General features: G+C 33.4%; 16 protein-coding genes. All 16 read left to right on the plus strand.

Features of this window, described 5'->3' with window-relative positions; all coding sequences use genetic code 11:
• The first annotated feature begins 554 nt into the window (after positions 1-554).
• Positions 555-941, plus strand: a complete 387-nt coding sequence (locus JE46_RS19265) for a single-stranded DNA-binding protein (RefSeq protein WP_031456919.1) — start codon at positions 555-557, stop codon at positions 939-941.
• Between the two features lie 30 nt (positions 942-971).
• The gene (locus JE46_RS19270; protein WP_031456920.1) at positions 972-2,033 is read left to right on the plus strand and encodes a DUF932 domain-containing protein; all 1,062 of its coding nucleotides are present in this window, start codon (positions 972-974) and stop codon (positions 2,031-2,033) included.
• A gap of 47 nt (positions 2,034-2,080) precedes the next feature.
• On the plus strand, positions 2,081-2,287 hold the full coding sequence (locus tag JE46_RS19275) for a hypothetical protein (RefSeq protein ID WP_083480911.1): 207 nt from the start codon (positions 2,081-2,083) through the stop codon (positions 2,285-2,287).
• 4 nt (positions 2,288-2,291) lie between these two features.
• Positions 2,292-2,831 (plus strand): PRTRC system protein E, encoded by a 540-nt coding sequence (locus JE46_RS19280; protein WP_031456922.1) that lies wholly within the window; start codon positions 2,292-2,294, stop codon positions 2,829-2,831.
• Entirely contained in the window at positions 2,825-3,043 is a 219-nt protein-coding gene (locus tag JE46_RS19285; protein WP_031456923.1) for a PRTRC system protein C, read from the plus strand. Before JE46_RS19280 ends, JE46_RS19285 begins: the two co-directional genes overlap by 7 nt.
• 56 nt (positions 3,044-3,099) lie before the next feature.
• Positions 3,100-4,191 carry a hypothetical protein gene (locus JE46_RS19290; protein ID WP_157505948.1) on the plus strand — a complete coding sequence of 364 codons (1,092 nt, stop codon included), beginning with the start codon at positions 3,100-3,102 and terminating at the stop codon, positions 4,189-4,191.
• Positions 4,188-4,904, plus strand: a complete 717-nt coding sequence (locus tag JE46_RS19295) for a PRTRC system protein B (protein WP_031456925.1) — start codon at positions 4,188-4,190, stop codon at positions 4,902-4,904. Before JE46_RS19290 ends, JE46_RS19295 begins: the two co-directional genes overlap by 4 nt.
• Positions 4,901-5,704 (plus strand): PRTRC system ThiF family protein, encoded by an 804-nt coding sequence (locus tag JE46_RS19300; RefSeq protein ID WP_031456926.1) that lies wholly within the window; start codon positions 4,901-4,903, stop codon positions 5,702-5,704. Before JE46_RS19295 ends, JE46_RS19300 begins: the two co-directional genes overlap by 4 nt.
• Positions 5,705-6,230: 526 nt before the next feature.
• Positions 6,231-7,421, plus strand: coding sequence for a hypothetical protein (locus JE46_RS19305; RefSeq protein WP_031456927.1), 1,191 nt, complete (start codon positions 6,231-6,233; stop codon positions 7,419-7,421).
• Between the two features lie 10 nt (positions 7,422-7,431).
• On the plus strand, positions 7,432-7,929 hold the full coding sequence (locus tag JE46_RS19310) for a DUF4280 domain-containing protein (RefSeq protein ID WP_031456928.1): 498 nt from the start codon (positions 7,432-7,434) through the stop codon (positions 7,927-7,929).
• A gap of 2 nt (positions 7,930-7,931) precedes the next feature.
• Complete coding sequence (locus JE46_RS19315) at positions 7,932-10,808, plus strand: OmpA family protein (protein ID WP_031456929.1); 2,877 nt, start codon at positions 7,932-7,934, stop codon at positions 10,806-10,808.
• 6 nt (positions 10,809-10,814) lie between these two features.
• A complete protein-coding gene (locus tag JE46_RS19320; RefSeq protein ID WP_031456930.1) occupies positions 10,815-11,789 on the plus strand; it encodes a hypothetical protein in 975 nt (324 codons plus the stop codon).
• Positions 11,790-11,903: 114 nt separating this feature from the next.
• Positions 11,904-12,776: a hypothetical protein gene (locus JE46_RS19325; RefSeq protein WP_031456931.1), complete on the plus strand. Its 873-nt coding sequence runs from the start codon at positions 11,904-11,906 to the stop codon at positions 12,774-12,776.
• 3 nt (positions 12,777-12,779) lie between these two features.
• Positions 12,780-13,493 (plus strand): hypothetical protein, encoded by a 714-nt coding sequence (locus JE46_RS19330; protein WP_031456932.1) that lies wholly within the window; start codon positions 12,780-12,782, stop codon positions 13,491-13,493.
• On the plus strand, positions 13,480-14,646 hold the full coding sequence (locus JE46_RS19335; protein WP_031456933.1) for an outer membrane protein assembly factor BamB family protein: 1,167 nt from the start codon (positions 13,480-13,482) through the stop codon (positions 14,644-14,646). The genes JE46_RS19330 and JE46_RS19335 overlap by 14 nt, the downstream gene beginning before the upstream one ends.
• A 269-nt stretch (positions 14,647-14,915) precedes the next feature.
• Positions 14,916-15,614 carry a hypothetical protein gene (locus tag JE46_RS19340; RefSeq protein WP_031456934.1) on the plus strand — a complete coding sequence of 233 codons (699 nt, stop codon included), beginning with the start codon at positions 14,916-14,918 and terminating at the stop codon, positions 15,612-15,614.
• The last annotated feature ends 460 nt before the right edge of the window (positions 15,615-16,074 follow it).

The raw sequence follows: 16,074 nt of genomic DNA on the forward strand, positions 1-16,074 counted from the left end.
TGAGTTTTATTCTTACATTCTTAATGTCAATAAATAACCTTCGATCATTTATAAGGTAACCCTTTTTATACATTTACTACTGAAAAAAGTGGATAAGTAAAACGAACTAATGATTTGTTTTCTAATGCATTTTTATAAACTCCTTTAATATATTAATTTTTCTTCTTAAGAAATCCTTACCTAATCTGACACCTAAAGTGTCAGATTTTTTTGCTTGAAAAACACTTCAAAAACTTTTCACAAGACCATTAATCAATTATAGAAGTCTTCTTAAGTTACAACCGAAAGGTATCTCCATTTAGAGTCCATTAAGAAATTTAATTAAAGCTTTCACTCGAAACGGACTAAAAGGGCAGCTAAGATAGTGGCTCAAGCATGCTGCGTGCGCATAATGGCGGCGCTTCCCTTGCCACCCTTCGGGACTTATAGCACTTGCGCATCCTTAATCCACTGGCATCTTGCTTTCTTTTTTTCCGTTTTTTCTTTTGAAAACAATTTTTGTTAGGGCAGGATTAGAGAAAAGTAAACAGTAGTAATCTTTAAAAATTAAAATTATGGAAATCACAGGACGAGTAACAGCAGATGCATCAGTTCAAAAAGTGAACGGCGACAAACAAGTAGTCAATTTCAGTATTGCTATCAATGATACCTACAAGCCTAAAGGCAGTAGTGAAGTAAAAGAAGTAACAACCTATATCAATTGTTCCTATTGGTTGAATGCCAATACAGCACAGTGGCTTAAAAAAGGAACACTCGTACAGCTCTTTGGGCGCATTGGTTTGAATGTGTACAATAACAGCGAAGGTACAGCAGTGGGCACTTTGACCTTTCATACCAATAACATTAAAATTTTGGTTTTTCCTAAAAAAGAAGAAACAGCTAAAGCCAGTTCAACAGTAAAGGAAAAAAAAGCAAAAAAAGCACAGGACGTACCTTTTTAACAACATCACAATCACTTAAAATTTAACATCATGGCACACAATATCAATTACAACGAGCAGTCAGGAAAACACAGTTTTTTCAGCACTAAACAGACAGCATGGCACAATTTGGGGCAGATTATTACCGATTACCCAACAAGTGCCGAAGCAATTCAGCACGCAGGTTTGGATTATGAAGTAGAAAAACGAAAGCTGTTTACACCCACTTCAGCCGAAATTATTTTGGATAATGAGACCATTCATAATAAAATAGAAGTACCCAATTATTTCAGTACGGTGCGCACCGATAATGATGCCGTACTTGGCGTTGTCGGCAAAGATTACCAAATTGTACAAAACAGGGATGCCTTTTCTTTCTTTGACAGTATCGTAGGCGGTGACGGTATCCTATACGAAACCGCAGGGGCACTCGGAAAAGGAGAACGCATTTTTATAACAGCAAAACTGCCTGATTATATCAGGCTTGGTAACGATGATTTGATCGAAAAATACTTGTTCTTAACAACTTCCCATGACGGAAGCGGAAGCATTACAGCAGCATTCACACCCATACGAATAGTATGTAACAATACGCTTAATGCCGCTATGAACAACAAGACCAATACCGTTCGCATTCGTCATACTTCTAATGCTAAACAGCGTTTAGAACAGGCACACAAAGTAATGGGTATATCCGATATGCTCTCAGCACAGATGGAATCCATTTTTAACCATTGGACAAAAATCCGAATCACAGACAATGAAGTTAAAAAACTAATACAGTCTGCCCTTGTTCCGAGCAAAGAAGTGCTTAAAACCATACAAGATGGTAAAGAGGATGAACTTTCAACTTGTTTTACCAATATGGTTGATAGTGCTTTCGAGTATGCTATGAGCAACCCCACACAGCTTATGGACACCACTAAAGGAACTGTCTTTGGTGCGTACAACGCCGTAACGGGCTACTTCCAGAATATGAGAAATTACAAAGATGAAGAAGCCAAATTAACTTCTCTTTTGATGGGTGGCACAGCGCAGATTCGCACACAATCGGCTTTTAATCTTTGTGTGGATTTTGCAAGTAAAGGTTCGGATGCTTTGATTCTTAATTAACCAATCAGGAGAGGCAGTTTCTGCCTCTTCTTTTAAACCCTGACAGCATGATACAGATAGAAGATAAAAACGGAGAAAATGTAGAGGTTACCAATTTAAACCAAGCAATAAAGCAGGCAGATTATTTCAAAAATTTTTCCCATACCGATAAACTCTTTGAAAAGTTTGATAAGAAACGACAAGCCTATTGGCAGGATATGTATGAAAAACTTATAAAAATTAGCGATTTAAAGGTAAAAGAAACAAAACAGTAAAGCAATGGAAACCAATTTTTTTAAAGCAGTCCTTTCCTTGCAGGTAGCAGGGAATTGGAAAATAAACATAGCCAGGGAAGATACTGACAAGTTCATTGTATCGGTTTTGTTTTTTAACGATACTGTTGGCGATGATGCCCGTAAAAAAGTACCGCCTATTCTGCTCAAAGGTACGGCTGAGGAACTCGACAAAGGATTTTTTGAAGCGATTGCACAGCCTGTACGAGATACCGCACAGCTTTTTGCCAATATGGAGCAGTTCCTTAAAGAAAAAGAGCAGGCTAAAGTGACCTCGCAGATGGAAAAAGACAACATTCTGAAGATGGGCAAAGAAAAATTCGAATTGCAGAAACAGTACGAATCTGCTATGAAAAAAGCAGAAGAACTCGAAATAGCAGGAAAGTTTAAAGAAGCATGGATGAAAGTGCCGTCTGCTGAACTTTATCCTGAATATAAAGACATTATTCACGCCCGCAAAGCAGAGCTTTCCGATAAATTCCCAATAGACCTTTTCAATGACCCTAATACAGATGAACCATGTTAACAGCAACCACCTTAGAGCGCATATTTACTTTTAGGGATAAAGAAATAGATATTAAACTCGCTGACCCATCTCCGTCATTCAGTCCCGAAGCGGTACTAAACTTTTATGCCCAGACCTATCCAATATTGACAACCGCATCCATAGAAGGACCTGTTATAAATGATGATGCAGTGCAGTACAAATTTGTATCACAAATCGGCACAAAAGGATAAACCATGAAAACGCAAACGATAACAGGCAGTATCAAACTACCCAAAAATAAAAAGTTATGCAGACTATACAGACAGTTAGGAAAATGGGCAGAAAACACAGACCGGCTTGCAGATGCGCAGGAAGTAAAAAACAGCCCGAACAGCTCCGCTCCGCTCGCCCTTTTGCCGATGGTTTTTTAAGACATTCCTTTCTGCCGTTGTTCGAGATGGGTAAAAAAATGCCAAACCAAAATCAGGTGGAAAAAGATTTTTTCAGTTCGCTTGCTCTACTTACAGGGCTGTATGGTTTTGAAGTTTTGGATACCACAGGCAAATCCTATCCCTATAATATACTCTTGGCACATTCGGATGCGCAGAAACAGCTTAATGGTTTGGGGTGTGATATTGAATTGTCTATTATGCAGGATGATGATGGAAGTATAAAATTAGCGACCAGACATATATATAATACATGCAATACGCTGTACTATATTCCTGTACTGCCCCTGTACAGACTGTTGCAAAACAGGAAACAGAAAACAACCGCAGAATTACTGCTCTCTGTTTTTGCTTATCTCTACCATATTGCAGGGATTCCCTATTACAGGGAAGACAGCAGTTGTCTGTATTATCATTATGAATGTATGGAAGAATGGCTGATTGATGAATTGGAGGATGAAGATTGCCAAGGCGAAAATAGTATGATTTCAGAATTAAACACAGCTTCTTACTATGGAGATGTGATGCACCGTAAAATGTATAATCCCTATCATTTAAACGTCTTTCAAAAACGTATCCACAGTTATAAATCCAATACTGATTTTGAAAAAGACTGTCTGAGTGTTGCCAAACAGGCATTGGCATTAATGTTCGAATATCCTTCGGGTACAATTTTTCAAAATACATCGAATCGGGAATTTGAAAGTGAGGAAGGGATTATAAGGGCAGAACAGTATATTTCTTTTATCGCAGATACCGATGGAGCACTTTATGAGAATATTGCACGGGTAATCAATGATGAATTTAACGAGTGCTCCGAAATAGAAGAACCGACACTACTGCAAATCTATGATACCCAAAACGAGTTAAGACCTAAAGCGCTCGATTTTGAATACAGATTGTTTCCGCTTCTAAATGATTTATGCACCCTTTTAAATAATACGCTATGAAAGATATAACCCAAAAATTCGGAAGCCTATACAATCCTGTAAAAGCCTTTGTGGTCTATCAGAAAGATTCTGCTGAAAAATCCATTTATGTGGAAGCCTATGACATGGATAAAAATGGCTGTCCCATAAACGCCCATCCCTTAAGCCTGAAAGAAAGTACACAGCTCGCCAGTACCCTTGATACGTCAGACGAACTCACACGTAAATTTCTAAAACCATCAGGAATGCTTCCTAAAAATGTACTGCATCTCAATCCCGAGCAGAATGGTTCTGCTATTTGGTTCACGCCTGCCCAAAAAGTCAGTTTGTTTTTTGTGGAAAGTTTAGGGATAAAAAACGGCGAAGCATTTGTACCGCCTTTGCTGTGGAAAGCTTCTAAAAACACCCTTTACATTTATGCAATGGATACTGAAACGCAGATAAATGAACAGACTAATTTATATCATGCACCCTTTTTTAATGTATACACCGATGGCAGGGTTTGTATGGGAACGGTATCAGTTAACATAAAGCCCAACTGCCATTTGGAAGAGTTTATCTTACTTTGGGAGCAGTATTTTTTTAACAGCTATTTCAGTCATTTGATTATAGAAAAAAGTCCTATCAAGACTAATTTAGTCCAAATGTGGCAAAAACTTGTAAATACAGAAAAACATTTCCCGTTAAAATCCTTACTTAAAAATGATTTAACAATTAAAAATATACTATCATGAACACACAAAATACCATGCATTATACGCACAATTACCTGATAAACCCAGCCAACCCAATAACGGTAAATCTCATTGGGGCAGGAGGGACAGGAAGCAGGATGCTCACCGAACTCGCAAGAATGAACCACAGCCTTATCGCTTTGGGTCATGTAGGATTGCAGGTCAATTTATTTGATGATGATGTAGTCACTAATGCCAATCAGGGACGACAGCTTTTTGCTGATGCTGAGGTAGGACTTCCTAAAGCCGTAGCACTCATCAACCGCACCAACCGTTTTTTCGGAACGAATTGGAAAGCTGTAATCGAGCAGTTCTCAACAGCAAATCTGAAATCCCTGCCCAATCGTGGCAGGTCGAACCTCTATGTAAGTTGTGTGGATACCATATCGGCACGTTTTGATGTTGCAGATTTCCTGCTGAATTGCAACGCAAACAGCGATTTTGAACGTACCAAATCCCTATATTGGCTTGACCTCGGCAATGCTCAAAATACAGGACAGGCAATACTTTCCACAATCAGCGAAATCCAACAGCCTGATTCCAAACTATACAACACTGTGTCGAGTCTTCCAATGGTAACCGATGAATTTAAGGAATTACTGCAAGCCCAGAGCGATAACAATGAGCCGAGTTGTTCCCTTGCCGAGGCACTCGAAAAACAGGATTTGTTTATAAATGCAACACTTGCCAGTATGGGAGCATCGCTTTTATGGAAGTTATTTCGTGAAGGAATGACCGCCCACAGAGGATTTTTTCTGAATCTGGGAAATTTTAAAACAGAACCCATAATGGTGGGCTGATTCCCACCGAACCGCAATTGAGCTTCCTACGGGTGGGCAATTGCGGGGCGCTTTAAAACGGAACAACATCATTAGCTATATTGCTCATTACGCAATCGCAATATAGCTAATGATGTTTGTGTTTTAGTATTTTATTTTTAGACACTTCAATAATGGAGAAACACACCTCTACGCTTTAAATATAAGTTAGTTTCTTATCAGCGTATTAATTTACTTTTTATCGATTTTTTCAAGACAAGATTCAAAAATTAATACATATATTCGCAAAAAAATTCACATTCAAAAGTGTTATTAAACTTGTTAATATTTTATTCCATTTTAGATACTCATTGTACGAAAAATAAAACTAATATGAATTACGGGCTAAAACCCTAATATGCTTACTTAATAATTTACCTACAATTATTAAATAAATAGATTTTATTTTTCACAATAGCCTATTGAAAACAAGGATGGCTATAAGAGAATTAATGCAGAGAATACATCATAACAATATAATAAAAACCCGAAAAATAAATTTAGCCCCATGTTATATATTCCGGATTTTTCTTATGAAGATCATTTCGTTTACAAAATAAAAGAAGGTGACACCTTAAAAAAGGTAGCAGAAGAACTAGAAGTCGATTCTTATTCTTTGAGGGCTTTTCACAATATGCGATGTCCATTGGATGATTTAATCGAAGCTGACTTTAAACCACATTTGAAGTTTCTAATAATTGAATCAGAAGAATCTAAAATCGCCAGAGCGACGCATCGTGAAAATGTACATTTTGCAAACAACTTCAAATTACCATTTACACCCCAAGGACTTAACAATAATTACTTAGCAATGTACACCATGGAAAATGGTGAAGAGCAGCACACAGTAAAAGAAGAAATTAATGTAAAGTTTATAAATAAAGATAAAAATGATTTTTCGCTAATAGAAATTAATAGAATATCCCAAGTATATGTTGATGGAAAAGAGGCTGATACAATGGCCGATGAATTAGCTGAGAAAACGGCTAAAGTCTTTTATCCCCTGCAAGTAGTTATTGATCCAAAAGGAGAATTGGTGGCCATATATAATTATGAAGATATCCGTAACCGCTGGCAAAAAGTAAAGCGAAATGTACTTAAGGATTTTCAGGGAGAAGTATTACATGAAGTACTGCTTAAATTTGAAGACAGGCTGCAAAATGATGAAATTATTTTTGATTCATTATCCAAAGATTGGTTTTTAAAAGTCTTTTTTAACAGCCTAAACATTGAATATACCCAAAACCTTACCATTCAACAGGTGATAGAATTTCCTATATCACAAAAAACAGGAAATGTGTCATTTACTGCTGAGCAGACTATTTTACCCACTCTTGATGCATATAATTTAATTAATATAACGCAAACCGGTATGCTTTCGGATCTAAGAAGCAAAAATGACTTTGAAAACAATTTGTTATTTCCTCAAGATGATTCAGAAGAAAACAATGCCGAAAAAGCAGAAGGTAGCTATACAGCGTATTATTTTCTGGACCCAAATACCAACGTCCTGGAAAGCGTTTATTTGGACTGTGAAATTAAATTAGATATTCCTCAAAAACTAACTATTGTTATTTCAAATATAAAGGAAAACGCCAAATTGAACTTAAGTTCAAATTTTTCATTTTTAGATAAAGAAATAACAGAGAAAAAATCAAGCATTTTTAAGTTGTTTCTTGAAGTAATAACAGGACGATAAATAAATAATTATGAGCGAAAAACATATTGTCGTACAAGGTGCGACTTGTACATGCAAGTACAGCAATGAATCACAAAATGATGTTTTAAAAGTAAAAATACAATCAAAACATTATACAAACGATAAAGATGGTTCTGAAAAGTTAACAGCCAGTACAAAAGATATTGGACAAACTTTAGAGAAGAACACTTTTGGAACTTGTAAAATGCAGCCAAACGGTAGTGGAAGTTACAATCCATGCAAAGTAGATATTTCTGAATGGAAAAACTTTTACGATAAGGTAACGCTAAGCAATGGCGGAAATATACTGCTCGAAGATAGTAAAGCTACCTGCAAAATGGGAACTCCCGATTGTATTGAAATTTTAGATCATGGACAAATTGCAGAACCATCAGAACAAAATCTTAAAAATGCAAATCCTGACGTTCAGAATAAAATTAATCCATTATTAGGGCTGAATGATTTAATACAACCAAAATTTGATTTTACCGGTATATCACAAATATAATTATGGCAAAAGGAATTAAAAAAATAGAATGGGCTGGTAAGGGTGAAATAGCTGGTAACTTTTCAGTTAAAAACCCTAGAGCTAAAATTAAAGCAGACCAGTTTGTTTACTTTAAAATAGCAGAATGGCATGATGGCACCACTGCAGAAGAGAAAAAAGGAACTGTTTTATGGCATTTTCAAACCTATTCTCCAAGAAAAAGTGTTTTGAAATTGACAAAAAAAGGCGATGAAATTTACGGAATCAAATTGGCTAAAAAATTTTGCGGCCCTTTTACGTATTATCTCCAGACAAGTCTGCTAAATTCGTCATACTCAAAATCTGCAGGCTTACTGATTAGCGGATGGTGTGAGCCTAAGATAATCTCCAGTGCATGGGCTACTGAAAGCAATGGAGAAGACGTAAGAAAAACATATCAGTTTACTTATGGAGAACCACTTTATCTTAATCTTACTACCGAAGGATTAAATGGAGCCAATAATCTGATTATCGAGATATACAGAAGAGTTCAGCGAGGAAAGGGTGCAAATGATGATCAGTTAATAAAAGTTTACAGTAAAACTCCTGTAAATAATGGCGAAGTTAATATCATCATTAAAGATTCGCTTTCCTGGCAAGGCAAGATAACAAATAGAGACAATCTAGAACAATTTTATATAAAAGTAAAAGACCCTTCAACAAACAAATACATAAAAGACGATAATAATGATGTTTATCATGCTCGTTATTTAAAGGTGAAGAATGAAAATAAATTTGTTTTCCCTAAAATAGACCTTGGTTTAAGCAAGGCAAAAGTTGGTAAGTTAAAAACATATGATAAAAATGCAGGCACCTGCAAGTTTACAAAAATTGGAGTCGCTTATCAGGATGAAACTGACTTACTTTTTGATGAAGGAAAGTTTCTCCGTAAAATGGATCCTAAAGATAATTTTAATATTGTAGAGCAAATACATTACGATTACGATAAATGGGACATCCGTAATGATGCAAAACCAGTTTTAGATAAAATTGCGGATTATTTAAAAGAGCCGCCTTTTCTGCCTGTTGAACTCGGTGCACATACAGACAGCAGAGGGACAGAGGAATATAATCTGGATTTGTCTGCAAAAAGAGCAGATGCTGCAGTTAAATATTTAATTTCAAAAGGAGTTCCTTCGCATTTAATTTCCGGAAAAGGATACGGAAAAACAAAACCGGTTCGCACAGGAGCTAATCTGTCTGAAGCCCAGCATCAGGAAAACAGAAGAACCACTCTGCGATTTAAGATTTTCGAAAATAACGCACAAACACTTGTGTACGATGTTGTAGTACCAAGTTATAAAAAACCTGCTGCGTTAAAAATTAATATAGACGGATTTATTAGAAAAGGCTGTCATAAAAAAAAGGAACATCTTAATACCATTAAATCGTTTGATAGTTATGAGCAACCCGTTACTTATGATTTAACTGAAAACAAACCTAATTCAATTGATGTTAAACTGAATTCCAGATTACCTACCGTACCGAAAATAACTGATTTTTTTAATTTTGGAAGAAATTACAGAAACATTTACAGCTATTATCTTCATTCCTGTACGTATTATTCGGGTACCCAATATCCTAGTTTCGCTATAAATGCATATCCCGATATTGTATGGATTGGTCATTTTTTGTACAATTATAAAATCAGAAATTGGGGAGATGATGATGATGAAACCTTCAAAGATCCTTATTTTTTTCACGATATAAAAACGTTAGAATTAAAGAACGGAATTGAACAGGAAATAAACGAACTTACAAACTCTATTATAGGTTTTATTTTGAATTTTGTTCCCGGAGGCTGGCTTACAAAGGAGGTTCTATTGCCATACATGCAAAGTCAGGCTAAGTATTATGATGTAGGCTTACATGCTGTATATGATAGAAAATTAGAAAAAACGGGAGAAGAATTAAGCTTAAAAGGTGGTACAGAATTAGACTTTATAAAAACAGATACAACCACCAGGCGTATCGTTGCCTTTATCATTTATGAAATGGTGGCAATTGGAATTGCAATCGATTTAATCATGCTCTACTTAACCAGAGGAGGAAGTGCAGAAGCTAAAGTGGTTAAAGTTGTAGCAAAAGCAAAAAAAATCTCAGATTATGCAGAAAAAATTGGTGCAGAGTTAGTTCCTCCATCGATCGCTATAAATACGGGGGGGTACTATAAAATGCAGGCAGACAGAAGAATGGCACTCATTTTTGAAGCCAATATTAAGGCCGATCCACTTGTTGCGATAAATTTTAAGAAGCATTACACTATAAAAAGTCTCCTACATAGTAAACTAACAAAAAATGAAACAGATGAAGACAAGCAAAAAGAGAATGATAAAATAAATGGCATATTGTCTAAAATGGGTAAAAATGATCTAACTCTTATTCTAACAATGAGTGGAGAAATAGCTTTAGAACAAAATATACAATATAATCTTTTGAATGAACAATATAGTTTAAAAGATAAGTTTAGCAGTTTCGTTGAAAAAAACAATACTACCTACAGTAAGAAGATAAATGGTACTGTTCATTTAGAAGGAGACGTTTCTAGAAAATTCTTCGAGTTTTCCCCTTTAGAAACAAAGGTGACGGCGAATGTTACATTGGACTTAGCATGTGAAGCTATCGTTATAACGGAATATGGTTTTGATAAAAAAAATGGAAGAGGACTTTTTATGACGCAAAAACTAAAATTTTCTGGACTCAAAGGAACATTTAAAGGTAGCTCTACTGTGCAATTTAGAAAACGTAAACCTATTGGTTATTCTCCAAATGACGGAAAACCAATAGATTTTACAGTGCTGGAAGGTTATACTCAGACGCTAAAAACAATTTACCTTTTCAGTACTACACCTCAAAAATAAATTAATATGAAAAATGCGATTCTAATTTTAATACTTCTTTTTATACTTCCATCTTGTAAAGAAAACAATAATACAAAAACAACAAAAATGAGCAATTTAACGAGCAAAAATTATATAGAAACAATGATGAATAATATTAAATATTATGATGATGAACCATTGTATCAACTTGTGATAAAAAATAGTTGGTGCTCATCCGAAATATTGGTTAATGATATTCCTGTATTTAAAAACTTTCAAGAACCACTAATAGAGCCAACTGTAGATATTAACCATTATATATTTAAAAGCGGTACACAAAAAATTACCATACGAATGTATCCTGTTGGTAAATATCAAGATGAAAACATTGATTCTTTTATTGCTGAAACAGGAATCTCAGTTTCTGTTATAACATTTCATAAAAAAACAGACAAAGACATTGAAATTATCAAATATACAACTCCAAAAAAAGAAGGGAGAAATAATCCTTTTGTCGCTATAGGAAAAACCTATTACGAAGCTAGTTTTACTTTTGAAGCAAAAGTGCCTTATGAATTTACTAGTCTGGATAAAGGTCAAGACTTAAGAAACTGGAATCAGGAAAAACTGGAACAGAAAGTCGTTGACTTTTATAAAAACCAATTTATTCTACTAAAAGAGAAAAAAATAGAGGAATATTTTTCTTATTTAGAATTAAAAGAAAAAGAAACTTGCCAGAGTTTATTTTATAGAAAAAAAGAATTGGAAGAAATTTTAAAAGCTTATTTAGATGCTTTTAAAATTCCTCATTACCAAATACAGCCCTTGGAAAATTATAAACTTAAAATTTATGGCGATGGGAGAATTGTTTGTTTAGAAATAGAAAGTTTAGATAATAATTTAAGAGGTGAATCTGCTTTATGGGCAAAATTTGATGAGGGGGATGGTATGGTGGCAGATTTTTTACAATACTATCTATACATTCCAGAAGGTGAAGACGAACTCGTAATTTTAAGATAAATTTTGATGAAGAAGTATTTCTTGTGTTTTTTATTGTTGATTTGTCTTGGCGCTTGTTCTCAAAAAAGTAAACCTAGAGTTAGTAATTTGACTAGCGAAAATTATTTAGAAACAATGCTTAAAACGATTAAGCATTATGAGTACGAACCATTATATTTTCTGACTTATGTACAAAACAGCTGTTATTCAGAAATACTGGTAAATGATAGACCTCTTAAAAAGAATTTTACAGAAGTTGCCGATGGGCAAACTATAAGGATAAACAATTATATTTTTAAGAGTGGTTTGCAAAAAGTGACTTTTCGATTATACCCGGCAAGTAAAGGTAAAGATTTTGATCATCATACATTAACTGGACAGACCGATATGAAAATCGAAATATCAGAATCCGATAATAAAAAACGAAATCAACCAGGAAAAAAAATTGCAGATTATGTCACGCAAACCATCGCAAATAGTAATGCATATGAGGAGAAAGAATTTATAGCAACAGGAAAAACCTATTATGAAGCCAGTTTTACTTTTGAAGCAAAAGTTCCTTACGAATTTAATAGTTTAGAGAAAGGGCAGGATTTGCGACAATGGAATCCCGAAAAACTGGAAGAAAAAGTGGTCGATTTTTATAAAAATCAGTTGACACTGCTAAAAGAGAAAAAATTAGAAGAATACTTCTCATATTTAGATTTAAGAGAAAAAGAAACTCGTCAGAGTTTATATTTTAATAAAAAAGAGTTGCAACAAATTTTAGACTTGTATTTAGATCCTTTTACTATTCCAAATTATCAGATGCAGCCTTTAGAAAATTATAAATTAAAGTTATACGGAGATGGAAGAATTGTTTGTTTAGAACTTAACAGTTTAGATAATGACTTCAGAGGAGAATCAGCTTTATGGGTAAAATTTGATGATAATGGTGAAATAGACGATTTTTTCAAATTTTACCTATACATACCTCAAGGTGAAGACGAATTAGTAATGATAAGGTAGTCTATGAAAAAAAAGAGTTTTTTTAGAAATCATAAAAAAAAGATTATTACAGTTTCCTTTTTAGGATTTGCAATACTTCTTTTTATGAATTGGGTAGGATTTAAACATGTTCCAGGGCACATACACGATCTTTGGCGAGAATACATTGTTTATAAATTTACTACTGAGGAAAGAAATAATAACCAACTCATAACAAAAGAGTATGATAAACATTCTGTTAAAAATTCTCCAGATACTATTGTAGTGCTTCAACCACCAAAATATCCTCTTGACAGTTTATTATATATTCACGATGGTGAAGTTGAGGATGATTTCAAAGAAGAGTTGGAAGAATTAAGGAAAGTTGATTTTTCTAAATTAAAAGTTGCAGAAGATTTTCCAACCGATAGAGAAGGTCAATATGCAATAGTAAGACACTATGGTGGACCCGTTATAAAGTTACTTAAAAAGTATGAAGCAAGCTTAAAAATAGGAAAATGCTATGTTGCTCCTTTATTAAATACTGATCCGGATAGAGTTGAAATAGCAAGAGTTACTTGCATGGTATCTGGTTTTAACAGGAAAAATGAAAATCTAAGTAATATTGAAATGCCATTAAGAATAGCATATGATTTTGTTAGATATTCTTTCGATCCAGAAAATTGGTATGTTGAAAATCTTTCACAGAGAATCCCTTTTGATTATGAATTAAATCCACATAATAATGATGCCGATTAAAAATTATTTTTACTTTTTATTTTTTTTATTCTTTATTTCTTGCCACAACAAAGAAAGGAAATATAATACGCTTTATTTATCAACTAGTAATGGAGATATGTACAGTATTAATCTTAAAAAAGAAAAATTAAACTGGAAAATATCGGGTAATAAAGACACTGATGAAATCACATACTTTACAATTCTAGACAGCATTATTTATAGGACATATTGTGATGGAAGAATTATTGAACTTAATAAAATATCGGGAAAAATAAAATGGGAATATAATGATAAAGTTTCACCTAATCAATCTTACTATGGGTATGATTTTTCAGATGTTGATTTTAGATTGTTTTATCAATATCCTATTGTCTTTGGTGAATCAATAATTTTTGCAAACAGTCATGGTGAATTAAAGTCAATAAACATCAAAACAAAGAAAACGAATTGGACTAATCAGTATCCTTTTCCGATTCAAAGTTCTCCAATTATTTACAAAAATTTTCTTGCAGTAAGTTTAGCTAGTAATGTTTCTATAATCGATCCACATACAGGAAAAGGAATTATGTATGTAGATTCCCAAAATTCTATTTATAATGAAGTTATAAAAGATGAAAAGTTTTTTTATTCAGTTGATGAACATGGAATTGTCTTATGTATGGATGAAAAAGATGTTCAATGGCAATATACCCCAGAGAAAAAACTTTACATTACGAATAATTTAGTAATAGATGAAAACAATGTTTTTTATGGACGTGATGAAATAGTTTGTTTAGATAAATTATCCGGAACTAAAAAATGGCAAATAAGAGTTTGTAAAATAGAATTCCCCAAAAGTGATGAAGAAGTTTTGGGAAATAAACATTTTTTAATCCCAAATGAAGAATATCTAGAAGCAATAGAAACAAATTTTGATGATTTAGTTGCTAATACAGAACATTATATATTATTAATAAATAAAAATAATGGTAAATTAACTAAAAGAAAATATTTTTCAAACAGAAAAATAGTTGGTAAGGTTAATTATGTTAATAGTTTTTTTTACTATTTATGTTCGGATAATAATTTATATAAAATTGATACTAAATTACAAAATGAATCTATAGTATTAAAAGATGTTCATTACAAAACGGATAGAAATTTAGATGAAACCTTTATGGTTTTCGAATAATGGAAATTACTAGAAAATTAGAATCTTAACTAGAATCTTTTACAATTAAGGATTATAAACTTCAGCCATTAGAAGACTATGAGCTTAAACTTTATGGTAATGGCAGAATAGTTTGTTTAGATCTTAGAAGTCAGGAATCAATAATGAGAGGTAAATCAGCATTATGGGCAAAATTTGATGAAGGAGACGGTATGATGTTTGATTTTTTTAAATACTACCTGTACATTCCTGAAGGTGAAGACGAGTTAAAAATTATAAGATAAATTTTGATGAAGAAGATTTTTTTTAAAAGACATAAGAACAAACTTATAGCGCTTTTTATTTTTTGCACTGGCACACTTTGGTTTGCAAATTATATTGGTTATCAACACATTCCCGGTCACGTAGAATATGTTGTACAAAGTTTTATTGGGCGTTATTTTATAAAAGAAGAAGCTCCAATAGATTTTGAAAGAGCTCAATTTTTAAACGATAGTTTACAAGCTGAAAGTCAAAAAAGCAATGAAGTTACTCATACTATAAAGGGTAATTTTGACGGCACCGGTTTTATCGATTATGCTTTCATTTCTCCAAATAGCGGGCATATTGTTTTTTCTAAAGGAAAAGCATTCTCAGTAGTTGACACAGAACTAAATCCCAACGATGATAAACTATTTGAAGAAGGCGATTTAGATAATGACGGCGCAGATGATTTTTCCGTTTACAGATATAAAAAAGGATTGCGTAATGAAATTATCACTTACCTGCATTCTGATGACGCTCCATGGATAAGGTGCCTCACTATTGATTTAAACAGTGATGAAAAAGCAAGTGATGAAGAGGTAAAAACAAGAGTATTTAGAAAAAATGATCAGATATATTTTCTAGATGAAGTGAAAGATGAAAAAAACAATAAGTACAAACTTATTTCTAAGAGTTTAAATAGCCTTAAAGCGGAACAAAGCGGAATTGGTATAATGGTGAAGTAAATGATGTTATACACAATAGAGTGATCTATTGTAAAACAATATTTAATGATTTAAAATCTACATTCTTTTGTCTTAAAAAAAATGATACTTTACAAAACATTGGGTAATTTTATTAGTTCGCAAAATAAATTTACTAAACGGTTGCTTCGTTTTTTTATGCAATACAAACCTAGCAGCTTGAATTAATTTACGAAATTAAACAGCTTATTTTTAGTTTGTATAAGAAAGTTTATTATTAGTCAAGTTTTTTAGAGGCTGAGGCAATTGAAAATAATATTCATTTATAAATGCCTCTCTTACTATTATGTAGGGTTTTTTGTTCTGTAAATTGTTCAGGGAAGAATGACCTCTAAAGAGGATTTTTTTTAAATTTTCCTGTTTTAGGCAGAACCTATTTTTTCGTGCTGAATATTCACCCACCTGCAATTTAGCTTTCTGTGTTCAAAGAAATTGTTTGTCG

This window comes from Flavobacterium chungangense LMG 26729 (assembly GCF_000735715.2).
GTDB classification, from domain to species: Bacteria; Bacteroidota; Bacteroidia; order Flavobacteriales; family Flavobacteriaceae; genus Flavobacterium; species Flavobacterium chungangense.

Excerpts from the sequence above, each read along its gene's own strand:
- JE46_RS19265 (WP_031456919.1), top strand. The coding sequence starts at position 555 with ATGGAAATCACAGGACGAGTAACAGCAGATGCATCAGTTCAAAAAGTG.
- JE46_RS19270 (WP_031456920.1), top strand. The coding sequence starts at position 972 with ATGGCACACAATATCAATTACAACGAGCAGTCAGGAAAACACAGTTTT.
- JE46_RS19275 (WP_083480911.1), top strand. The coding sequence starts at position 2,081 with ATGATACAGATAGAAGATAAAAACGGAGAAAATGTAGAGGTTACCAAT.
- JE46_RS19280 (WP_031456922.1), top strand. The coding sequence starts at position 2,292 with ATGGAAACCAATTTTTTTAAAGCAGTCCTTTCCTTGCAGGTAGCAGGG.
- JE46_RS19285 (WP_031456923.1), top strand. The coding sequence starts at position 2,825 with ATGTTAACAGCAACCACCTTAGAGCGCATATTTACTTTTAGGGATAAA.
- JE46_RS19290 (WP_157505948.1), top strand. The coding sequence starts at position 3,100 with ATGCAGACTATACAGACAGTTAGGAAAATGGGCAGAAAACACAGACCG.
- JE46_RS19295 (WP_031456925.1), top strand. The coding sequence starts at position 4,188 with ATGAAAGATATAACCCAAAAATTCGGAAGCCTATACAATCCTGTAAAA.
- JE46_RS19300 (WP_031456926.1), top strand. The coding sequence starts at position 4,901 with ATGAACACACAAAATACCATGCATTATACGCACAATTACCTGATAAAC.
- JE46_RS19305 (WP_031456927.1), top strand. The coding sequence starts at position 6,231 with ATGTTATATATTCCGGATTTTTCTTATGAAGATCATTTCGTTTACAAA.
- JE46_RS19310 (WP_031456928.1), top strand. The coding sequence starts at position 7,432 with ATGAGCGAAAAACATATTGTCGTACAAGGTGCGACTTGTACATGCAAG.
- JE46_RS19315 (WP_031456929.1), top strand. The coding sequence starts at position 7,932 with ATGGCAAAAGGAATTAAAAAAATAGAATGGGCTGGTAAGGGTGAAATA.
- JE46_RS19320 (WP_031456930.1), top strand. The coding sequence starts at position 10,815 with ATGAAAAATGCGATTCTAATTTTAATACTTCTTTTTATACTTCCATCT.
- JE46_RS19325 (WP_031456931.1), top strand. The coding sequence starts at position 11,904 with ATGCTTAAAACGATTAAGCATTATGAGTACGAACCATTATATTTTCTG.
- JE46_RS19330 (WP_031456932.1), top strand. The coding sequence starts at position 12,780 with ATGAAAAAAAAGAGTTTTTTTAGAAATCATAAAAAAAAGATTATTACA.
- JE46_RS19335 (WP_031456933.1), top strand. The coding sequence starts at position 13,480 with ATGATGCCGATTAAAAATTATTTTTACTTTTTATTTTTTTTATTCTTT.
- JE46_RS19340 (WP_031456934.1), top strand. The coding sequence starts at position 14,916 with ATGAAGAAGATTTTTTTTAAAAGACATAAGAACAAACTTATAGCGCTT.